General features: G+C 63.1%; 16 protein-coding genes. 7 read left to right on the top strand and 9 right to left on the bottom strand.

Features of this window, described 5'->3' with window-relative positions:
* Window positions 1-66: 66 nt before the first annotated feature.
* Window positions 67-585 (bottom strand): MarR family winged helix-turn-helix transcriptional regulator, encoded by a 519-nt coding sequence (locus tag ACIPUD_RS33235; protein WP_204511875.1) that lies wholly within the window; start codon window positions 583-585, stop codon window positions 67-69.
* A gap of 250 nt (window positions 586-835) precedes the next feature.
* Between ACIPUD_RS33235 and ACIPUD_RS33230 the strand changes: the two genes are divergently transcribed.
* Both ACIPUD_RS33230 and ACIPUD_RS33225 read left to right on the top strand, forming a co-directional pair.
* Entirely contained in the window at window positions 836-2,011 is a 1,176-nt protein-coding gene (locus ACIPUD_RS33230; protein WP_446482316.1) for an ABC transporter substrate-binding protein, read from the top strand.
* A gap of 29 nt (window positions 2,012-2,040) precedes the next feature.
* Window positions 2,041-2,496, top strand: coding sequence for a cupin domain-containing protein (locus ACIPUD_RS33225; RefSeq protein WP_007601580.1), 456 nt, complete (start codon window positions 2,041-2,043; stop codon window positions 2,494-2,496).
* Between the two features lie 9 nt (window positions 2,497-2,505).
* Here the strand turns inward: ACIPUD_RS33225 and ACIPUD_RS33220 are convergent, their stop codons facing one another.
* The 4 genes from ACIPUD_RS33220 to ACIPUD_RS33205 all read right to left on the bottom strand — a co-directional run bounded on the left by ACIPUD_RS33220 (window position 2,506) and on the right by ACIPUD_RS33205 (window position 7,900).
* A complete protein-coding gene (locus ACIPUD_RS33220) occupies window positions 2,506-3,756 on the bottom strand; it encodes a flavin-dependent oxidoreductase (RefSeq protein ID WP_446482315.1) in 1,251 nt (416 codons plus the stop codon).
* Between the two features lie 55 nt (window positions 3,757-3,811).
* Window positions 3,812-6,163 (bottom strand): bifunctional salicylyl-CoA 5-hydroxylase/oxidoreductase, encoded by a 2,352-nt coding sequence (locus tag ACIPUD_RS33215; protein WP_446482314.1) that lies wholly within the window; start codon window positions 6,161-6,163, stop codon window positions 3,812-3,814.
* Between the two features lie 95 nt (window positions 6,164-6,258).
* Window positions 6,259-7,095: an enoyl-CoA hydratase family protein gene (locus ACIPUD_RS33210; RefSeq protein WP_446482313.1), complete on the bottom strand. Its 837-nt coding sequence runs from the start codon at window positions 7,093-7,095 to the stop codon at window positions 6,259-6,261.
* 43 nt (window positions 7,096-7,138) lie between these two features.
* The gene (locus ACIPUD_RS33205) at window positions 7,139-7,900 is read right to left on the bottom strand and encodes an SDR family NAD(P)-dependent oxidoreductase (protein ID WP_247488483.1); all 762 of its coding nucleotides are present in this window, start codon (window positions 7,898-7,900) and stop codon (window positions 7,139-7,141) included.
* Between the two features lie 213 nt (window positions 7,901-8,113).
* Here ACIPUD_RS33205 and ACIPUD_RS33200 point away from each other — a divergent pair, with 213 nt between their 5' ends.
* From ACIPUD_RS33200 to ACIPUD_RS33180, 5 genes are read left to right on the top strand one after another with little or no spacing between them, the layout of a single operon-like run.
* Window positions 8,114-8,911: an alpha/beta fold hydrolase gene (locus tag ACIPUD_RS33200; RefSeq protein WP_446482312.1), complete on the top strand. Its 798-nt coding sequence runs from the start codon at window positions 8,114-8,116 to the stop codon at window positions 8,909-8,911.
* A 12-nt stretch (window positions 8,912-8,923) separates the two neighbouring features.
* Window positions 8,924-10,213, top strand: a complete 1,290-nt coding sequence (locus ACIPUD_RS33195; RefSeq protein ID WP_446482311.1) for an acyl-CoA dehydrogenase family protein — start codon at window positions 8,924-8,926, stop codon at window positions 10,211-10,213.
* Between the two features lie 2 nt (window positions 10,214-10,215).
* Window positions 10,216-11,739 carry a class I adenylate-forming enzyme family protein gene (locus ACIPUD_RS33190; protein WP_446482310.1) on the top strand — a complete coding sequence of 508 codons (1,524 nt, stop codon included), beginning with the start codon at window positions 10,216-10,218 and terminating at the stop codon, window positions 11,737-11,739.
* On the top strand, window positions 11,736-12,824 hold the full coding sequence (locus ACIPUD_RS33185) for an NAD/NADP-dependent octopine/nopaline dehydrogenase family protein (RefSeq protein ID WP_377791768.1): 1,089 nt from the start codon (window positions 11,736-11,738) through the stop codon (window positions 12,822-12,824). Before ACIPUD_RS33190 ends, ACIPUD_RS33185 begins: the two co-directional genes overlap by 4 nt.
* Before the next feature lie 3 nt (window positions 12,825-12,827).
* Complete coding sequence (locus ACIPUD_RS33180) at window positions 12,828-13,820, top strand: 3-hydroxybutyryl-CoA dehydrogenase (RefSeq protein ID WP_377791767.1); 993 nt, start codon at window positions 12,828-12,830, stop codon at window positions 13,818-13,820.
* Here ACIPUD_RS33180 and ACIPUD_RS33175 read toward each other — a convergent pair.
* From ACIPUD_RS33175 to ACIPUD_RS33160, 4 genes are read right to left on the bottom strand one after another with little or no spacing between them, the layout of a single operon-like run.
* Window positions 13,817-14,863: a peptidase M29 gene (locus ACIPUD_RS33175; RefSeq protein WP_247454393.1), complete on the bottom strand. Its 1,047-nt coding sequence runs from the start codon at window positions 14,861-14,863 to the stop codon at window positions 13,817-13,819. The genes ACIPUD_RS33180 and ACIPUD_RS33175 overlap by 4 nt on opposite strands.
* A 37-nt stretch (window positions 14,864-14,900) precedes the next feature.
* Window positions 14,901-15,668: an ABC transporter permease gene (locus ACIPUD_RS33170; RefSeq protein WP_377791765.1), complete on the bottom strand. Its 768-nt coding sequence runs from the start codon at window positions 15,666-15,668 to the stop codon at window positions 14,901-14,903.
* Window positions 15,665-16,450, bottom strand: a complete 786-nt coding sequence (locus ACIPUD_RS33165) for an ABC transporter permease (RefSeq protein ID WP_446482309.1) — start codon at window positions 16,448-16,450, stop codon at window positions 15,665-15,667. Before ACIPUD_RS33165 ends, ACIPUD_RS33170 begins: the two co-directional genes overlap by 4 nt.
* The gene (locus ACIPUD_RS33160; RefSeq protein ID WP_446482308.1) at window positions 16,450-17,292 is read right to left on the bottom strand and encodes an ABC transporter ATP-binding protein; all 843 of its coding nucleotides are present in this window, start codon (window positions 17,290-17,292) and stop codon (window positions 16,450-16,452) included. The genes ACIPUD_RS33165 and ACIPUD_RS33160 overlap by 1 nt, the downstream gene beginning before the upstream one ends.
* Window positions 17,293-17,327: the final 35 nt, after the last annotated feature.

Genomic DNA, 17,327 nt, shown 5'->3' with positions numbered 1-17,327 from the left:
CGGATTTTGGGCATCCCGTGCTTTTTCCGGCGGCAAACGGGATTGGTGGGTGCCTCAGCCGCGGACCTACGCCCGGCGGCGAGCGGCCGATTTCTGCGCCGATGCCTTGGTCTTGGCGAGCAGCCGCATCAATTCGCGCACATCCTTCGGCGTCAGATCGGCGAAGAGATCGGCGATCCAGGTTTCGTGTTCCGCGGCCATTCTGCGAAACTCGGCGCGACCGAGTTTAGTCAGCCGGATCACCTGGACGCGGCGGTCCGTCTCCGACGTGCGGCGGTCGAGATGACCGGATTCCACGAGGCGCTCGACCAGACCGGTGACGTTGCCGTTCGAGACCATCATGCGCTTGGAGACGTCGGACAGCGTCATGCCGTCGGGTGCCTTGTCGAGCTGCGCCATCAGGTCGAAACGGGGCAATGTGACGTCGAAGCGCTGCCGCAACCGGCCACGAACCTCGCCCTCGATCAGGGTCGTGCAGGTCAAGAGGCGTAGCCACAGCCGAAGCTCTTCGGCGTGATCCTCCGGAGTTTCGACGGCCTTGGTCTCGGAATCGAGCATGTTGATGCAGTCACTCACGGCCGGCATTGGCGCCCGGCACGGATCCCCCACGTTTTGAGCTTCAAATAAATCGACGCCGGCTGCAAGCGTAAAGCCGCAACAATCGACCGCATGTCGATTTCTTTAGGCTTCAAATAATTGGCGCGCCGCTTGCATGCACCGCTGCCCGCCGGATGACGACGCTTTGAGCTCGCTTGCCGCGGCAGCAATCATCGGCATAAACTTGGATTGGAGTAGCGGCTTGCAGCGCAAGTCCTGTTGTCACGGGGGACAGATCATGAAGACGCAAATGACGTTGGCCGCAGCCGCCTTGCTGCTTGGCACCGCGGTGAGCCCTTCCCTCGCCGAGGAGAAAATCAAGCTGGGGGTGATCGTGACCCTGTCGGGACCCGCCGCTGCACTCGGCCAACAGGTTCGCGACGGCTTTGCGCTCGGGGTCAAGGATCTCGGCGGCAAGATGGGCGGCCGCGAAGTCGAGGTCGTCGTGGTCGACGACGAATTGAAGCCGGACGCAGCGGTCACCAAGGTCAAGGGGCTTCTGGAGCGCGACAAGGTCGACTTCGTGGTCGGCCCGATCTTCTCCAACATCCTTCAGGCGATCCACCGGCCGGTGACGGAATCGAAAACCTTCCTGATCAGCCCCAATGCCGGCCCATCCACTTTTGCCGGCAAGGATTGCAACCCGTTCTTCTATGTGACCTCGTATCAGAACGATCAGGTGCACGAAATCCTCGGCAAGGTCGCGCAGGATCGCGGCTACAAGCGCATGTATCTGATGGTGCCGAATTATCAGGCCGGCAAGGACTCGGTCGCCGGCTTCAAGCTCGACTACAAGGGTGAGATCGTCGAGGAATCCTACATGCCGCTCAACACGCTGGACTTCCAGCCGGAGCTTTCCAAGATTTCGTCACAGAAGCCCGATGCGCTCTTCACGTTCATGCCCGGCGGCCTCGGGGTCAATCTCGTCAAGCAATACAAGCAGGCCGGCCTCGCCGACAGCATTCCGGTGCTCTCGGCTTTCACGGTGGATGAATCGACCTTACCGGCGCAGCAGGACGCGGCGGTCGGCATGTTCGGCGGCGCGAACTGGGCGCCCAATCTCGACAATCCCCAGAACAAGAAGTTCGTCGCCGCCTACGAGACCGCCTTTAACGGCGTGCCCGGCACCTACGCCTTCCAGGCCTATGATGCCGCGATGCTGATCGACAGCGCCGTCAAGGCCGTGAAGGGCGATCTCTCGAACAAAGATGCGGTCGCGGCCGCTCTGAAAAAGGCCGACTTCACCTCGCTGCGCGGCGCCTTCAAGTTCAACACCAATGGTTATCCGATCCAGGATTTCTACCTGACCAAGGTCGCCAAGCGCGCGGACGGCAAGTTCCAGACCGAGATCGTTCAGAAAGTCTTTGAGAATTACGGCGACCGCTACGCCAAGGACTGCAAGGCGGCGAACTAAGCCGCACGGCGCGTTGAGGGAGGATCACAATGAAGAGCGAAATCACCGGCATTACACGGGCCAATGAGGGAATCCAGGGCATCTCCTGGAACATCCTTGGCCAGACCTATGTGCCGAAGAGCAACACGGAGCACAGCTTCTCCTGGCATGCGACGCTGCCGCCGGGCACGTTCGTGCCGCCGCACATCCATCCCGACCAGGATGAATATCTCTATATGCTGGAGGGCAAGCTCGATTTCATGCTCGGCAATTCCGAGTCGCAGGCGACCGCGGGCGACCTGATCCGGCTCGGCATGGGTGTGCCGCACGGCATCTTCAACAAATCGGAGCAGACCGCGAAGGTGCTGTTCTGGGTGTCACCGACCCGCAAGCTGTTCGACCTGTTCTGGGGCCTCCACAACATGAAGGAACAGAAGCCCGAGGACGTGGTGGCGATGGCCGCCGAGTTCAACATCCACTTCCTGCCGCCACCTCCCGGCGGCTAGCAGGGCATCTTAAGCCCGTACCGCCGCAAGTCCCGGCACTGCGGCGAAGCCGGCCTTGGTGGCATAGCCGCGCACGATCGCCTCGCGCTGGGAATAGCTCAGCACGTTGTCGACATTGTCAAAACCATCAGGCGCGAGCTGCTCGACGGCGTCGATGACGCCCTCGGGACCGCCACGCCTGTTGGAGCGGACGATATCCGCGGTCATCGGCAGGCGCTTATTCTCGTATTCAAGCAATGCCTGGCGCGGATGCTCGGCGCGCACCAGTGCGTCGGCGAGGCAGCGCGCATCGAGGATCGCCTGCGAGGCGCCATTTGAGCCGACCGGATACATCGGATGCGCGGCATCGCCGAGCAGCGTGACTCTGCCCGACGACCAATAGGGCAACGGATCGCGGTCGCAGGTCGGATATTCGTAGAACTCGGGCGTGGCCGAGATCAGGCTCTTCACGTCGACGTAGGGCACCGAGAAGCGCGCCACATGCGGCATCAGCTCCTCGCGCCGGCCCGGCCGCGACCAGTCTTCCTTCCGCGGCGGCGGGGCATTGCCCTCGCCGACCTTCACCAGCACCGCCCAGTTGGTGAGACGGCTCGCCGGGCCCGATCCCTCCGCGATTGGATAGATCACCACCTTGGCGTTGAGGCCACCGGCCACGATCATCGATTTGCCGGTGAGGAACAGTGGCCAATCCCGCGCACCGCGCCACAGCATCAGGCCGTTCCAGCATGGCGGCCCCTCCCTCGGGAACAGCGTGTCACGGACCCGCGAATGGATGCCGTCGGCACCAATCAGGATGTCGCCGCGCGCGGTATGGATGTGCGCGCCTGAGCGGTCGAAGAAGTAAGCGGTGACGCCGCTCTCGTCCTGCGTGAAGGCACCGAGGCGGCAGCCAGTGTGGATGGCCTCCGGCCCGAGCCGCTCCTCGACAGCACGATGGATGACGCCCTGAAGTCGACCGCGGTGGATCGAGAATTGCGGCACGTCATGGCCGGCGTCGATGCCGCGAGCCTCGCGCCAGACTTCCTGGCCGTGACGGTTGAGGTAATAGAGCTGGTCGGTGCGGATCGCGACATCGTCAAGCTGCTGGAGCAAACCGAGGCCTGCCAGCTCGCGCATGGCATGCGGCAGCGTGTTGATGCCGACGCCAAGCTCGCGGATGGTGTCGGACTGCTCGAAAATCTCGCAAGCGAGGCCCCGCGAGCGCAGCATCAATGCGGTGGTGAGACCACCGATACCGCCACCGACGATAATCGCCTTCATCGCCCTCACTCCACTCGGTACACACCAGGCAACGCGGCCAAATTCGCACGGGCGGTCACTCCGCCGCAAGCGGCTTTGTCGCCTCCGCCTTGAGCTCGGCCCGGGTCTTGGGCTTAGCCTTAATTCTCAGCTCCTCGAGATCCTGCCGGTCGCGCACGCTGTTGCGGAAAATCTGATCTTTTCCGGGAAGATATTGCGGCGGGCAGAACGCGTCGTCCGCCCCGTACCAAGCCGCCGCCCGCATGGTGAAGAAGGGATCGACAAGATGCGGCCGCCCGAGCGCAACGAGGTCCGCCCGGCCCGCAGCCAGGATGGTGTTGGCCTGGTCCGCCGTCGTGATATTGCCGACGCACATCGTGGCCACGCGCGCCTCATTGCGGACCTGGTCGGAGAACGGGGTCTGGAACATGCGGCCATAGATCGGCTGCGCATCGCGCACGGTCTGCCCGGTCGAGACGTCGACGAGATCGACGCCGGCCTCGGCAAAGGCGCGCGCGATCGCCACCGCGTCGTCGCCACCGATGCCACCCTCGGCCCAATCGGTCGCGGAAATGCGCACCGACATCGGCTTGTGCGACGGCCACGCGGCCCGCAGCGCCTCGAAGATTTCGAGCGGGAAGCGCAGGCGATTGGCCAGCGAGCCGCCATACTCATCCGTGCGGGTGTTCGTCAGCGGCGAGATGAAGCTCGCAAGCAGATAGCCGTGGGCGCTGTGCAATTCCAGCATGTCGAAGCCGCAGCGTTCGCCGCGCTCGGCCGACGCTACGAAAGCATCTCTCACTACGTTCATGCCGGCCCGGTCGAGCTCGCGCGGAACCTGACTGTCGGGGAAATAGGGCAGCGGCGACGCCGAGAACACCTCCCAGCCGCCCTCCTCAAGCGGACGATCCATGCCGTCCCACATCAGCCTGGTCGCACCCTTGCGCCCGGCGTGCCCCAATTGCAGGCAGATTTTTGCGGCTGAATTCGCATGGACGAAGTCCACGATGCGCCGCCAGGACGCCTCCTGCTCGTCATTCCACAGTCCTGCGCAGCCCGGCGTGATGCGGGCGTCGCGGGCAACGCAGGTCATCTCGGTGAAAATCAGGCCGGCGCCGCCGATCGCGCGCGATCCGTAATGCACCAGGTGGAAATCGGTCGGCATGCCCTCCTTCGCCGAATACATGCACATCGGCGACACCACGGCGCGATTGACGATCTCCATCTCGCGCAGCCGGAATGGCTGGAACAGCGGCACCATCGGCTTCTCGGTGTCGACGTCGAAACCGCTGTCACGAACACGCTTAGCAAACGACTTATCGACTTCAGCCACGAAGTCGGGGGCGCGGAGTTTCAGATTGTCATAGGTGATCGCCTTCGAGCGCGTCATCACGCCGAAGGCGAACTGCACCGGATCGAAATCCCAGAAGCGGTCGACGTGCTCGAACCAGACCAGCGAAACGTCGGCGGCGTGCTGCGTCTTCTCGACCTCTTCGCGACGGCCGTGCTCATAGACGTCCAGCGCCGCCTTGATGCTGGGCGCCTTGTCCATCGCCTCGGCCAGCGCAATCGCGTCTTCCATCGCGAGCTTGGTGCCCGAGCCGATCGAGAAATGCGCGCTCGCCTTGGCGTCGCCGAGCAGAACCATGTTGTCCTTGACCCAGCGCTTGCTGCGGATCATCGGGAAGTTGCGCCACGTCGAACGATTGGTGAGCAGTTGATGCCCATCGAGGAACCAGCCGAAGATCTCCGCCATTCGCGTAGCCGACTGGGTCTCGTTCAGCCCTGTCAGCCCGGCGCGTTCGAACGTCTCCGGATCGGTCTCGAAAATCCAGGTCGAGTGGCCGGCTTCATATTGATAGGCATGGGCGATGAACGGCCCCCACTCCGTCTCCTGGAAGATGAAGGTGAAGGCATCCAGCGGCCTGGTCGAGCCCATCCAGGCGAACTTGTTGGCACGCAGGTCGACTTCCGGCGCGAAATGATCGACGTATTTGTCACGGAAGCGGCTGTTGATGCCGTCCGCGACCAGGATGAGATCGGCGTCGGCGAAGCGGGATTCGTCTTCGACGTCCGCTTCGAAATTCAGGACGACGCCCAGTTCGCGCGCGCGCGCCTGGAGGATCAGGAGCAGCTTCTGCCGCGAGCAGCCACAAAAGCCGTTGCCGCCGACCCGATGGACCGTTCCGCGGAAGTGCACTGCGATGTCGTCCCAGTAGGCGAATTCCTGGGTGATGCGGCGATAGCTGGGAAGATCGTGCTTCTCGAAATTATCAAGCGTGGCGTCCGAGAACACCACGCCGAAGCCGAAGGTGTCGTCGGCGCGGTTGCGCTCGTACACCGCGATCTCAGCGCTCGGCCGCTGCTTCTTCAGCAGGATTGCAGCGTAGAGACCCGCAGGTCCGCCACCGATGATCGCGACTTTCATGGGAGCCTCGCCAATTCAACCCGCCGAAACTATTTTAAGCCTAAAATAATTTCACGCAAGCCCCCATTGCGGCGGGCTGCCGGCAAAGCCCGCGTTTAATCGCCCCTGAAGACCGGCTTGACCTTGTTGGCAAAAGCCTCGAAGGCCCGCTCGAAATCGGCGGTCGTCATGCACAGCGCTTGAGCAACCGCTTCCGCCTCGATTGCGTCCTCCACCGACATCGCCCATTCCATGGCCAGCATCCGCTTGGTCATGGTGTTGGCAAAGGTCGGGCCCTCCGCGATTTGCTTGGCGAGCAATTGAGCCTGCGGCAGCACCTGCTCCGGGGTGACGAGGCGGCTGAAGAAGCCCCAGCGCTCGCCCTCCTCCGCGGTCATGAACCGGCCGGTGTAGAGCAACTCGGAAGCGCGGGACTGTCCGATGATCCGCGGCAGGATCGCGCAGGCGCCCATGTCACAACCGGCAAGGCCCACTTTGTTAAAGAGGAATGCGACCTTGGCTCCGCTCGCCGCAAGCCGCATGTCCGACGCCATGGCGATGATCGCGCCCGCCCCGGCGCAGATGCCTTCGACCGCGGCAACGATCGGCTGCGGACAGGCCCGCATCGCCTTGACGAGGTCACCGGTCATCCGCGTAAATGCCGTCAGCCCCTTGGTGTCCATCTTCACGAGCGGACCGATGATCTCGAACACATCGCCGCCGGACGAGAAATTGGCGCCAGCGCCGGTCATGACGATGGACTTGACCGCATCGTCGAACGCGCAGGCGCGAAAGAAATCGGTCAGTTCGCGATAGCTCTCGAAGGTCAACGGATTCTTTCGTTCCGGACGATTGAGCGTCACGGTTGCAACACCATCCACGACGGCCAGCAGGAAGTGCTGCGGCGAATAGTCCGCAAGCGGTAAGGTCACGGGATTGGCTGGTCTGCTCATACGATCTCCTTGGCTTCCTTGCTCCGCGCCTTTGCCATGCGCGCTAAATCTCACCACCGGCAACAGCGATTGCCTGCCCGGTGATTGCGCCGGCGCCCTCGCCGCACAGCCAGAGCACGGCATCCGCGACCTCCCGAGGAGAGATCAATCGCCCTTGCGGATTATGTTTCGCGAGCTCGGCAATGGCCTGCTCGCGGCTGCGCCCCGTTTTTTTCATGATGTTCTCGATGCTGCCGGCGACGAGATCGGTGTCGGTGAAACCGGGACACACCGCGTTGACGGTCACGTTGCTGCCGGCCATCTCGAGAGCGAGAGACCGCACGAGACCGACCACAGCGTGCTTGGCCGCGGTGTAAGCACTGACATAGGCGTATCCCTTGAGCCCCGCCGTGGACGCGATCGCTACGATACGACCATAGGGACGATCTTTCATCCCGGGCAGCACAGCGCTGACAGCATGGACCACGCCCATGAAATTGACATCCATCATGCGCGCGAACAGGGCGCTGTCGGATTTGGAGAACGGCGCGGACTCGGCGCTTCCCGCGTTGGCGATCAGAATATCGATCGGCTTCCGCGCGCTCGCTTCAGCGATGGCGACTTTCATTGAGGTTTCGTCCGAGACGTCGGCGACGGCCGCAAAATGCGCTGCCCCTGCGCTGACAGCCTCTTCAAGCGTCGCAGCGTTCCGCCCAAGGACAGTCACCGTGGCACCGGCCTCGACGAGCGCTGCTGCGATGGCGCGACCGATGCCGCGACCGCCACCGGTCACCAGCGCGTGCGGCGAATGCGGTAATCCGGACATGCGCTGGCTTCCTTGCATTCTGCTGATCGCTCTTCCCGATATATTTTAACCTTCAAACTTTTGCAAACAAAGCTCGACTCGGCCGCAACAGCCGCACGCCGGACCCCGGCCCGAAAATTGCTTTAAGTATAAAATTATCTCTTCCCATCCCTCACAGGCCTGTTAGCATCGAAGGGCCGAGCAAAAGGATGTCGCGTGTCGCAGCCTGCGCCAATGATAACAAAGGACGGCCGCTTCGCCTATGAAGCAGCGGGCGATCCGGGCGGGACACCTCTGATTTTCCTGCATGGCATCGGCGGTGCGGCACGGGCCTGGCGGCGGCAGCTTGCCACATTCGGCGACCGCTTTCACGCGATTGCATGGGACATGCCGGGCTATGGCGGATCGGCGCCGCTCGCCAGCGTCAGCATCGCTGCCCTGGCGGATGCGCTTCAGCGATTCATCGAGCAGCTTGGTGCGAGCAAACCAATTCTGGTCGGCCATTCCATCGGCGGCATGATCGTCCAGAAATGGCTGGTGCACTCCCCAAGCCTGGCGCGCGCGGTCGTGTTGGCGCAGACCAGCCCGGCGTTCGGCAAGGCCGACGGCGATTGGCAGAAATCGTTTATCGCCGCACGGCTCGGGCCGCTCGATCGCGGCGAAACGATGAAGTCGCTGGCTCCCTCGCTGGTGAAGGAACTCGTGGGCGACGATCCTGATCCCAGGGGAATGGAGCTTGCACGGGAGTGCATGGCAAGCGTGCCCGAGGCGAGCTATCGCGCCATGATGCTGGCGTTGATTGGCTTCGACGAACGCAGCACCCTCAAGGACATTTCCATCCCGACGCTGCTGCTGTCCGGCTCCAAGGACAACAACGCACCAGCCCCAATGATGGCGAAGACGGCGACCTACATTCCATGTGCCGAGTATGTCGAGTTGGCCGGTGTCGGCCATCTCGCAAACCTTGAGCGCCCCGATGCCTTTGACGAGGCCCTCGGCCGGTTCCTGAATTCCGTCACGACGAAAACGTAGGATGACTGCGCAATGACCATGCAAGTCAGCAAGACCATCGGCGCGACCGACAAGGTCGCGCTGGATGCGCCGATCTTCGATCCTGTCGCATTCCGACTGAGCGACGAGCAGGCCGGCATCATCGCGCGGGCGCGCGAGATTGGCCAGAGCGTGTTCGCCGACCGCGCCGCGACTTACGATCGCGAGGCGATTTTCCCGTCCGAGAATTATCGCGACCTGCATCGCGTCGGCCTGCTCGGTATTGCCGTCCCCAAGAAGCATGGTGGCCTCGGGGCGAATTATCAAACTTACGCACTGGCGGCAGCCGAAATCGGCCGCTATTGCGGCGCGACTGCGCTCACCTGGAACATGCATGTCTGTTCGACGCTGTGGTCGGGCCCACTCGCCGACGATCTCGACATGGATGCAGAGACCCGCGCCGAGCACGAGCAGCGGCGTGCAGTCCACTACAAGCGCATCATCGAGGACGGCGCGATCTATTCGCAGCCGTTCTCGGAGGGCGGTGCGGCAGCGGCAGGCGGCGTCGCTTTCGGCACGGAAGCAAGGCCGGTCGAGCGCGGCTGGATCGTCAACGGCAAGAAGATCTTTGCATCGCTCTCCGGCCATGCCGACTATTACGGTGTTCTCTGCACCGAGATCGAGGAAGGCGAAAAGGCTTCGCGCCGCAATACGCTTTACCTCGCCATTCCTTCAAAATCGGAAGGCGTTTCGGTCGTCGGCGACTGGGATCCGCTCGGCATGCGCGGAACGGTCTCGCGCACGCTGCTGTTCAAGGATGTCTTCGTGCCGGCAGATTCGGCGCTGATGCCGCGGGGGGTCTATTTCCAGGCCGCGATGCGCTGGCCGCACATGTTCCTGACGCTGTCGCCGACCTATATGGGCCTTGCTCAAGCCGCCTATGACTTCACCGTGCGATATCTGCGCGGCGAAGTACCGGGCATGCCGCCTGTCAAGCGCAGGATGTATCCGACCAAGCAGATTGCGGTCGCGCAGATGCAGATCAAGCTCGAGCAGATCAAGGCAATCTGGTTCCAGGCGGTCACCGAGGCGCGCGCCAACCCGAGCAAGGAGCAGGTGCTGCGCGCCTATGCCGCGCAATATTCGGTGATGGAGGGTGCCAATGAGCTCGCCGCGCTCGCGATCCGCACCTGCGGCGGTCAGGCCATGCTCCGCTCGCTGCCGCTCGAACGGATCTATCGCGACAGCCGCTGCGGCTCGCTGATGTTGCCCTGGACCGCCGAGCTCTGCCTCGACCGGATCGGGCGCGAAGCGTTGTACGAGGCCGGCGAAACGGACGACTGACGGTGGACCTCTGTAGTCTGATCGATCGCAACGCGGCGTTCGCGCCAGACAAGACAGCCATTGCCTTCGAAGGCGAATGGTTGAGCTATGCAGCGTTCGCGGCCCGCATCGAGCGGACGGCGGCGACATTGAAGCAGGAGCTCGGCGTAGGCCGGGGCGACCGCGTGGCGATCCTCAGCCTGAACCGGCCGGATTATCTGGTTCTGCTCTATGCCTGCGCACGGCTCGGCGCGATGCTGGTGCCCCTGAACTGGCGGCTGGCTGTCGCCGAGCAGCTTTTCATCCTCAATGATGCCGGCGCCAAGGTCCTGGTGCTCCAGCAGGCATTTGAGGGAATTCTTGCCGAGCTTGAGGGCACTGCAATTGTCGGGCTCGATTTCGAGCCGCCCCGCGGCACGACATTCGAAAACCTGTTGACCCGAAGCCAGGGCACCGGCCGCAACCCGCACACCGATCTCTCCTGTCCGCTTCTCATTGTCTACACGTCAGGAACGACCGGACGACCGAAAGGCGCGGTGCTGCGCCAGGAGGCGTTGTTCTGGAACGGCGTCATGAGCCAGCACATGCACAACATGACGTCCAATGACCATGTGCTGACGCTGCTGCCGTTCTTCCACGTCGGTGGCCTCAACATCCAGACCACGGCGGCGCTCCAGCTGGGCGCGACGGTCACGGTTCACGCACGCTTCACGCCGGACACCGCGCTTGCGGCCATCGAACGGGAGCGGCCGACCTTGACCGTGATGGTACCGGCAATCATCCAGGCCGTAAGCGAGCATCCCGCCTGGACCACGACCGACCTTTCGTCACTCAAAGCCGTCGCGACCGGCTCGACTATCGTGCCGCCGCATCTGATCGACCGTTTCGTTGCTCGTGGCGTCCCGGTGCTCCAGGTCTACGGCTCGACGGAAACATGCCCCATTGCAGTCTACACCCGGCTTGGTGGCGATCTCTCGCGCGCGGGATCGACCGGACTTGCCGGCCTGTGCTGCGAAGCGAAAGTGATTGATCAGGCCGGCAACGAGGTGCCGGCGGGCGCACCGGGCGAGATCGCGGTGCGCGGCCCCAACGTGTTCTTCGAATATTGGGGCAATGCGGATGCCACGCGCGATGCGCTGCACGACGGCTGGTATCGTACCGGCGATATCGGCATGTGCGACGCGGACGGCTATTTCTGGGTGCGCGACCGCAAGAAGAACATGATCATTTCCGGCGGTGAGAACGTCTATCCGGCGGAGGTCGAACGCGTCCTGCTCGAACATCCCGATGTCAGCGAGTGCGCCGTGATCGGCCGGCCCGATCCACGCTGGGACGAGGTCCCCATCGCCTATGTGATCCCGCGATCCGGCGGTCGGCTGGAAGCAGACGCGTTGAAAGCGCATCTTCAGGCCCAGCTCGCCCGCTACAAGGTTCCGCGCGACATCGTTTTCGTCACGGACCTGCCGCGCACAGCGCTCGGCAAGGTCCAGCATTTCCTGCTGAAGCAGCTTGATGCGCAATCGCGCACGCAAGGAGAAGCATCTTGAAGATTGCGGTTCTGGGGGGAGGAAACGGCTCTTTCGCAGCCGCAGGCGATTTTGCGCTGTCGGGACATGAGGTCCGGCTCTGGCGCCGCGACGCGGATCAGGTCGCAGCCCATCGCGCCGCCGGCTCGCGCATTCTAGTGAAGGATCATAACGGCCGTCACGACGTCAAGCTCGCGCTGGTCACGGCCGACATTGCCGAAGCCGTCAAGGGCGCAGAGCTGATCCTGTGCCCTGCCCCCGCCTTCGCGCAGACGGATATCGCGCGCCTGCTTGCTCCCCATCTGCGGGATGGACAGGTTGTGTTTCTGCCGCCGGCCACGTTCGGCTCGATGATCTTCGCCCAGGCTGCGCGGGATGCGGGCAACCACGCCAAGGCGTGCTTTGCCGAGACCGGAACCTTGCCCTGGCTGACCCGCAAGCACGGATCCTTCGAGGTGGCGATCACCATCCGCGCCAAGCGACTGCCGGTCGGCGTTTTCCCGCTCGATCAGGCGCCGCGCGCACTTGAGGTGATTGGACAGGCTTTCCCCGGCGCAATCGAGCCGTGCGGAGATGCTCTTTCGGGTGCGCTGATGAATGCAGGCCCGATTATCCATCCGCCGCTGATCGTGATGAATGCTGGCCCGATCGCGCATTTCGAGAAGTGGGACATCCACAAGGAAGGAACGCAAGCCGCGATTCGCCGGGTCACCGACGCGCTCGACGCCGAACGGATCGCCGTGCGCGAAGCGCTTGGATATGGCGCACCACACTTTCCGCTCGCCCATCACTACGCAAGGGAAGGCGAGATCTGGATGTATGGCCGCGGCTCGCACGACCGGCTGACCGATTCCGGCGACTGGCGCGAGCGGATCGTGCTGACTGAGCACCGCTATATGAGAGAGGATTTGCGGCTTGGGCTATCGCTGCTGGTCTCTGTCGCCGGCCTCGCGGGCGTGGCTACGCCGCTGGCCAAAGGATTTCTGGCCATCGGTGGCGCAATCTGCGGTGAGGATTTTACGCAAGGCGGCCGAACCCTCGAGACGCTGGGCCTCGGCAATCTCGACAAGGCCGCTTTGCAGACGCTTCTTCGCAAGGGATTTTGACCGATGACCAACCGAGCCACAATTGCCTGTCTCGGGGCCGGCCGCATGGGCCGCGGCATCGCCGTCGCGTTTGCCTACGCGGGGCATATGGTCACGATGATCGACATCAAGGCCCGTTCAGCCGAAGATTTCGCCAGGCTGGAGGCAGATGCGCTCGGCGAAGTCAGGAAGACCTTTGCCAACCTGGCGAAGCTGGGGCTACTGACCGAGGCGGATGTCGATCCGCTGATCGCGCGGGTCTCGGTGGTGCCGGCCAGCCAGAGCGATGCGGCACTGTCCGATGCGGGAATAGTCTTCGAAGGCGTCCCCGAGATCGTCGAGCTGAAGCGGGACGTGCTGGGGGCGGCCTCAAAACAAGTCGGCCCCGATACGATCATCGCATCGACGACGTCGACCATCCTTGTCGACGATCTCTCAGGCGCGATCGTGAACCCTCGCCGCTTCCTCAATGTGCACTGGCTCAATCCGGCCTATCTGATTCCGCTGGTGGAGGTTTCGCCAGGCAAGGCCACCGATCCAGGCATCATCGAGGAGGTCAAGGCGCTACTCGAAGGCATCGGCAAGGTGCCGGTGGTCTGCGCGGCGACACCAGGCTTCATCGTCCCGCGCATCCAGGCGCTGGCGATGAACGAGGCCGCGCGCATGGTCGAGGAAGGCGTCGCGAGCGCCGAGGAGATCGACAAGGCGATCCGCTACGGCTTCGGCTTCCGCTACGCGGTGCTCGGGCTGCTCGAATTCATCGACTGGGGTGGCGGCGACATCCTCTACTATGCCAGCCGCTATCTCGAAGGCGCGCTCGGCAGCGACCGCTATCGTGCGCCGGAGGTCATTTCGCGGAACATGCACGAGGGCCGGATCGGCCTGCGCACAGGTGCCGGCTTTCTCGACTATTCCGGTATGGACGTCGACGCCTATCGGACGAAACGGCTTCAGGCCATGGTCGACCTGCTCCGTCACTTTGACCTGGCGCGGCCGCCGGTGCTTGATCGGAACTAGCCGAAGACGTCCTGCAGCACACCTTCACGCACCACCGCAACCCCGTCGAGTTCGATCGTCGTCCCCATCATGGGCAGATCGAAATGGCCCGCCGTGTAGCGGCCGGCGAATTCGTTGGCACCGGTCGAGAACAGGAAGTTGCCGGAGACGGCACGAATTTCCGTGCCGTTGGTGTCGCGCTGGTCATACATCGACAGCGCCTCGTAGCGCGCGGCCGGATTCATGCCGAAGCCGACATGCGATACCGCATAGGCTTCCCGATCGCCCCAGGCGGCAAGATAGGCGCGCATCATTGCGGCATCCGTGCCTTCGCCTTCCAGTTCGACAACATAATCATCCTTCAGCGTCATCTTCACCGGCGAGGTCAGGTAACGCTTGAAGGTCAGGTTGATGTCGCCGGGCGCCATCACCAGCGTGCCGTTGATCGTTCCGCTCTTGGGGAAGCTGACGACGATGCCGCCGGGCCAATGCGCCAGCGTACCGGGCTTGTCCGTCCAGCCCCACACGCCGACCGTGGACGCGCCGACCATATCGACGTCGAGCGCCGTGCCGGCTTTTGACGTCACCCGCATCCGCTGGGTCCCGCGCAGCATCTTCGCCGCCGCGCGAACGCGCTTCTCGAGCGCGGGATCCGGCACCATCCGCTCCAGCGCCTCGGGATGCTCATTGGAGATTACCAGGATGCGCGCGCCGGCCTTGAGGATCTCGGGTGTCTCCACCGCGTGCATCAGGCCCTCGATGGTGCAATCCACCACAAAGCCGGCCTGTTGAAGCGCGGTGATCACCGGGCCGAGCCGCTGGATCGCCTCGCTCGCCCCTGTCGAGCGAACCGGAACGATATTCCGGTTACGCGGGGTCGGCATGACGACGTGGAACGGTCGCGCGCCCATGCGCAGCAGCGCGAGCTCCGCCAGATGAACATTCAACGCACGTGACTGGGTTTCCGAGAGGATCGCCGCGGTATCGCCGGCCTTGACGGCGCATCGCTCAAAAATCTCGCAAAATGCGTCGATCCATTTTGCCTCGATGCGATCAGCCAGCATGGTCTACTCCCGGTCTTCCTGTTTCTTCTTCGTCAGTTCATGCTTCGGGGAAGCCCCGCAGCAGATACGCGCGCACTGCCCCGAGCAGGCCATTGAGGATCAGGCCCAGCAGCGAGATCGTGATCAGCGGCACGAACATATCCACGGCCTGAAAGGTCCGGGCCGCCGTGACGAGGACATGTCCGAGCCCATCGCTCGACGTGATCATCTCCGCCAGAAACACCACGATGCAGGAAATGACAAGGCCGATCCGGCAACCGGTCAGGATTGACGGCATCGCCGCCGGCAGCACCACTTTGAACAGGATCTGATAGCGCGGCGTTCCCGCCGCCATGGCCGACCAGATCAGCTTCTGCTCCACCGTTGAAGCGCCGTAATAGGTAGACAACAAAATGGGAAAGAGTGCGTCCGCCGCCACCAGGGTGATCTTCGATCCATGACCGAAGCCGAGCAGCAGCAGCAATGCTGGATAGAGCGCGACCTTGGGCAACGGCGCCAGCACGCGCACGATCGGCCGGACCACGGCGTTGATAGTCGGACTGGCGGCGGCGGCGATGCCGATGCTGACACCGAGCACGACCGCAATCGCGAAGCCGGCAAACAACCGGATCAGGGTCGCCGCGATCTCCTGCTGAAACGTCCATGTCACGAGTTGCTGGAGCAGCCTGCCGAAGACATATCCCGGCGGCGGCAGCAACACCGCAGGCGCGAAGCCAAATGATACGAGGCCCTGCCACAGCGCGATCACCAGCACGATCGGCGCGAGCCCAAGGATGATGCTGGTGGAGCGAAGCTGCGGCATCATGAGAAGCTCAAGGGCAAGTCGAACTGCGGTTCGGACCAGCGCACCAGCCTTGCGCGGACCCGCTCGAAGATTGCATCCAGGCAGATTCCCATCGCGCCGACGATGATGATCATCGCAAAGACGGTGTCGTATTGGCCCATGTCGAGCGCGTTGAACAAGATGTTGCCGGCGCCGGACTGACGCGCGATCATCTCGCTGGTAATCATCGTGATCAGCGCCAGCACGAGTCCGGTGCGGCAACCGGTCAAGATTTCCGGCAGCGCCGCCGGCAGTACGATCCGGACCAGCCGTTGCGCAGGCGAAAGTCCCATCGCTGCGCCCGACCACAGCATCTTCTCTTCCACCGCCCTGGCGCCCTCGAAGCTGTGATAGATCACGGGCAGGCTGACGCCGAGGAAGATCACCAGCGTCTTCGTGATGTCACCGACGCCGAGCCACAGCATGATGATCGGCATCAAGGCTGCCTTCGGCACCGGGTAAATCACCATCAGGAGCGGATTGAAGAAAGCCGCGACGGCCCGGCTGCGGCCCATCAACAGGCCGAGTGGGATCGAAACCAATACCGCTATGCCAAACCCGACCGCCATGCGGCGGAGCGAGGCCAGGATGTTGATCAGCGCTTCCTTATCTCCGAGGATGTCCGGGATTGCACGGATTGCCTCGATCGCCGTCGGGAAGCTGTCGTTCTTCAGCGCGAGTGACGCAACCTGCCATGCCGCAAGAAGCCCGATGCAGGCAAACACCGGCGCGGCACGCTTGGCAAGGGCCGTCAGCGATGTCATCACGCCGATCCCGTATCTTCCACCTCGTCGAACATCCGCTCGATATCGACAACGTATTTCTGGTAGCGAGGGTCGAGCAGCAGCTCGCTGCGGCGGCGCGGCCGCGGCAGATCGATGTCGATGACCTCGCGGATGCGGCCGGGCGATTTCGACATCATCACGACTTTGTCCGACAGGAAAACTGCTTCGTCGACCGAATGCGTGACGAACAGCACCGTCTTGCGATCACGCTCCCAGATGTTCAACAGGTCGTTCTGCAGCCGCGTTCGCGTGTGAGCATCGAGCGCGCCGAACGGCTCGTCCATCAAAAGAACCTCAGGATGGTAGGCCAGCGTCCGAGCCAGCGCCACGCGCTGCTTCATGCCGCCGGACAGCTCCTTGGGATAGAAGTTCTCATAGCCCTTGAGCCCGACCATTTCGATCAAGGCTCGGCTCTGTGCTTCCGCCTCGGTGGTGCGCACGCCCTGCTGGCGAGGGCCGTACATCACATTGCCCAGCACGGTCTTCCACGGAAACAACGCGAACTCCTGGAATACCGGACCGCGATCCGGCCCCGGTCCCGTGATTATCCGTCCCCTGATCTTTGCTGAACCGCTGGTTGGGCTGACGAAGCCGCCGACGACGTAAAGCAATGTCGACTTGCCGCAGCCGGACGGACCAAGGATCGAGACGAAGGCTCCCTCCTCGATCGCCAGAGAGATGTCCGATAGCGCCACATGGTCCTTGCGCGCCGAGGTCTGAAATACCTGGGAGACGCTCTCGATCTCGATGATTGCAGAAGCCGGTTTTTGCGGCGTCACCGGTCTCACCCATTCGCTCGATCTCGAAGGCACTACCTTCATCCCGTCTCACTTCATTCGCGCGAACCCTGCGCAAC

It is taken from the genome of Bradyrhizobium sp. CAR08 (assembly GCF_052871955.1).
This window is presented reverse-complemented; position numbering and strand designations above follow the sequence as displayed.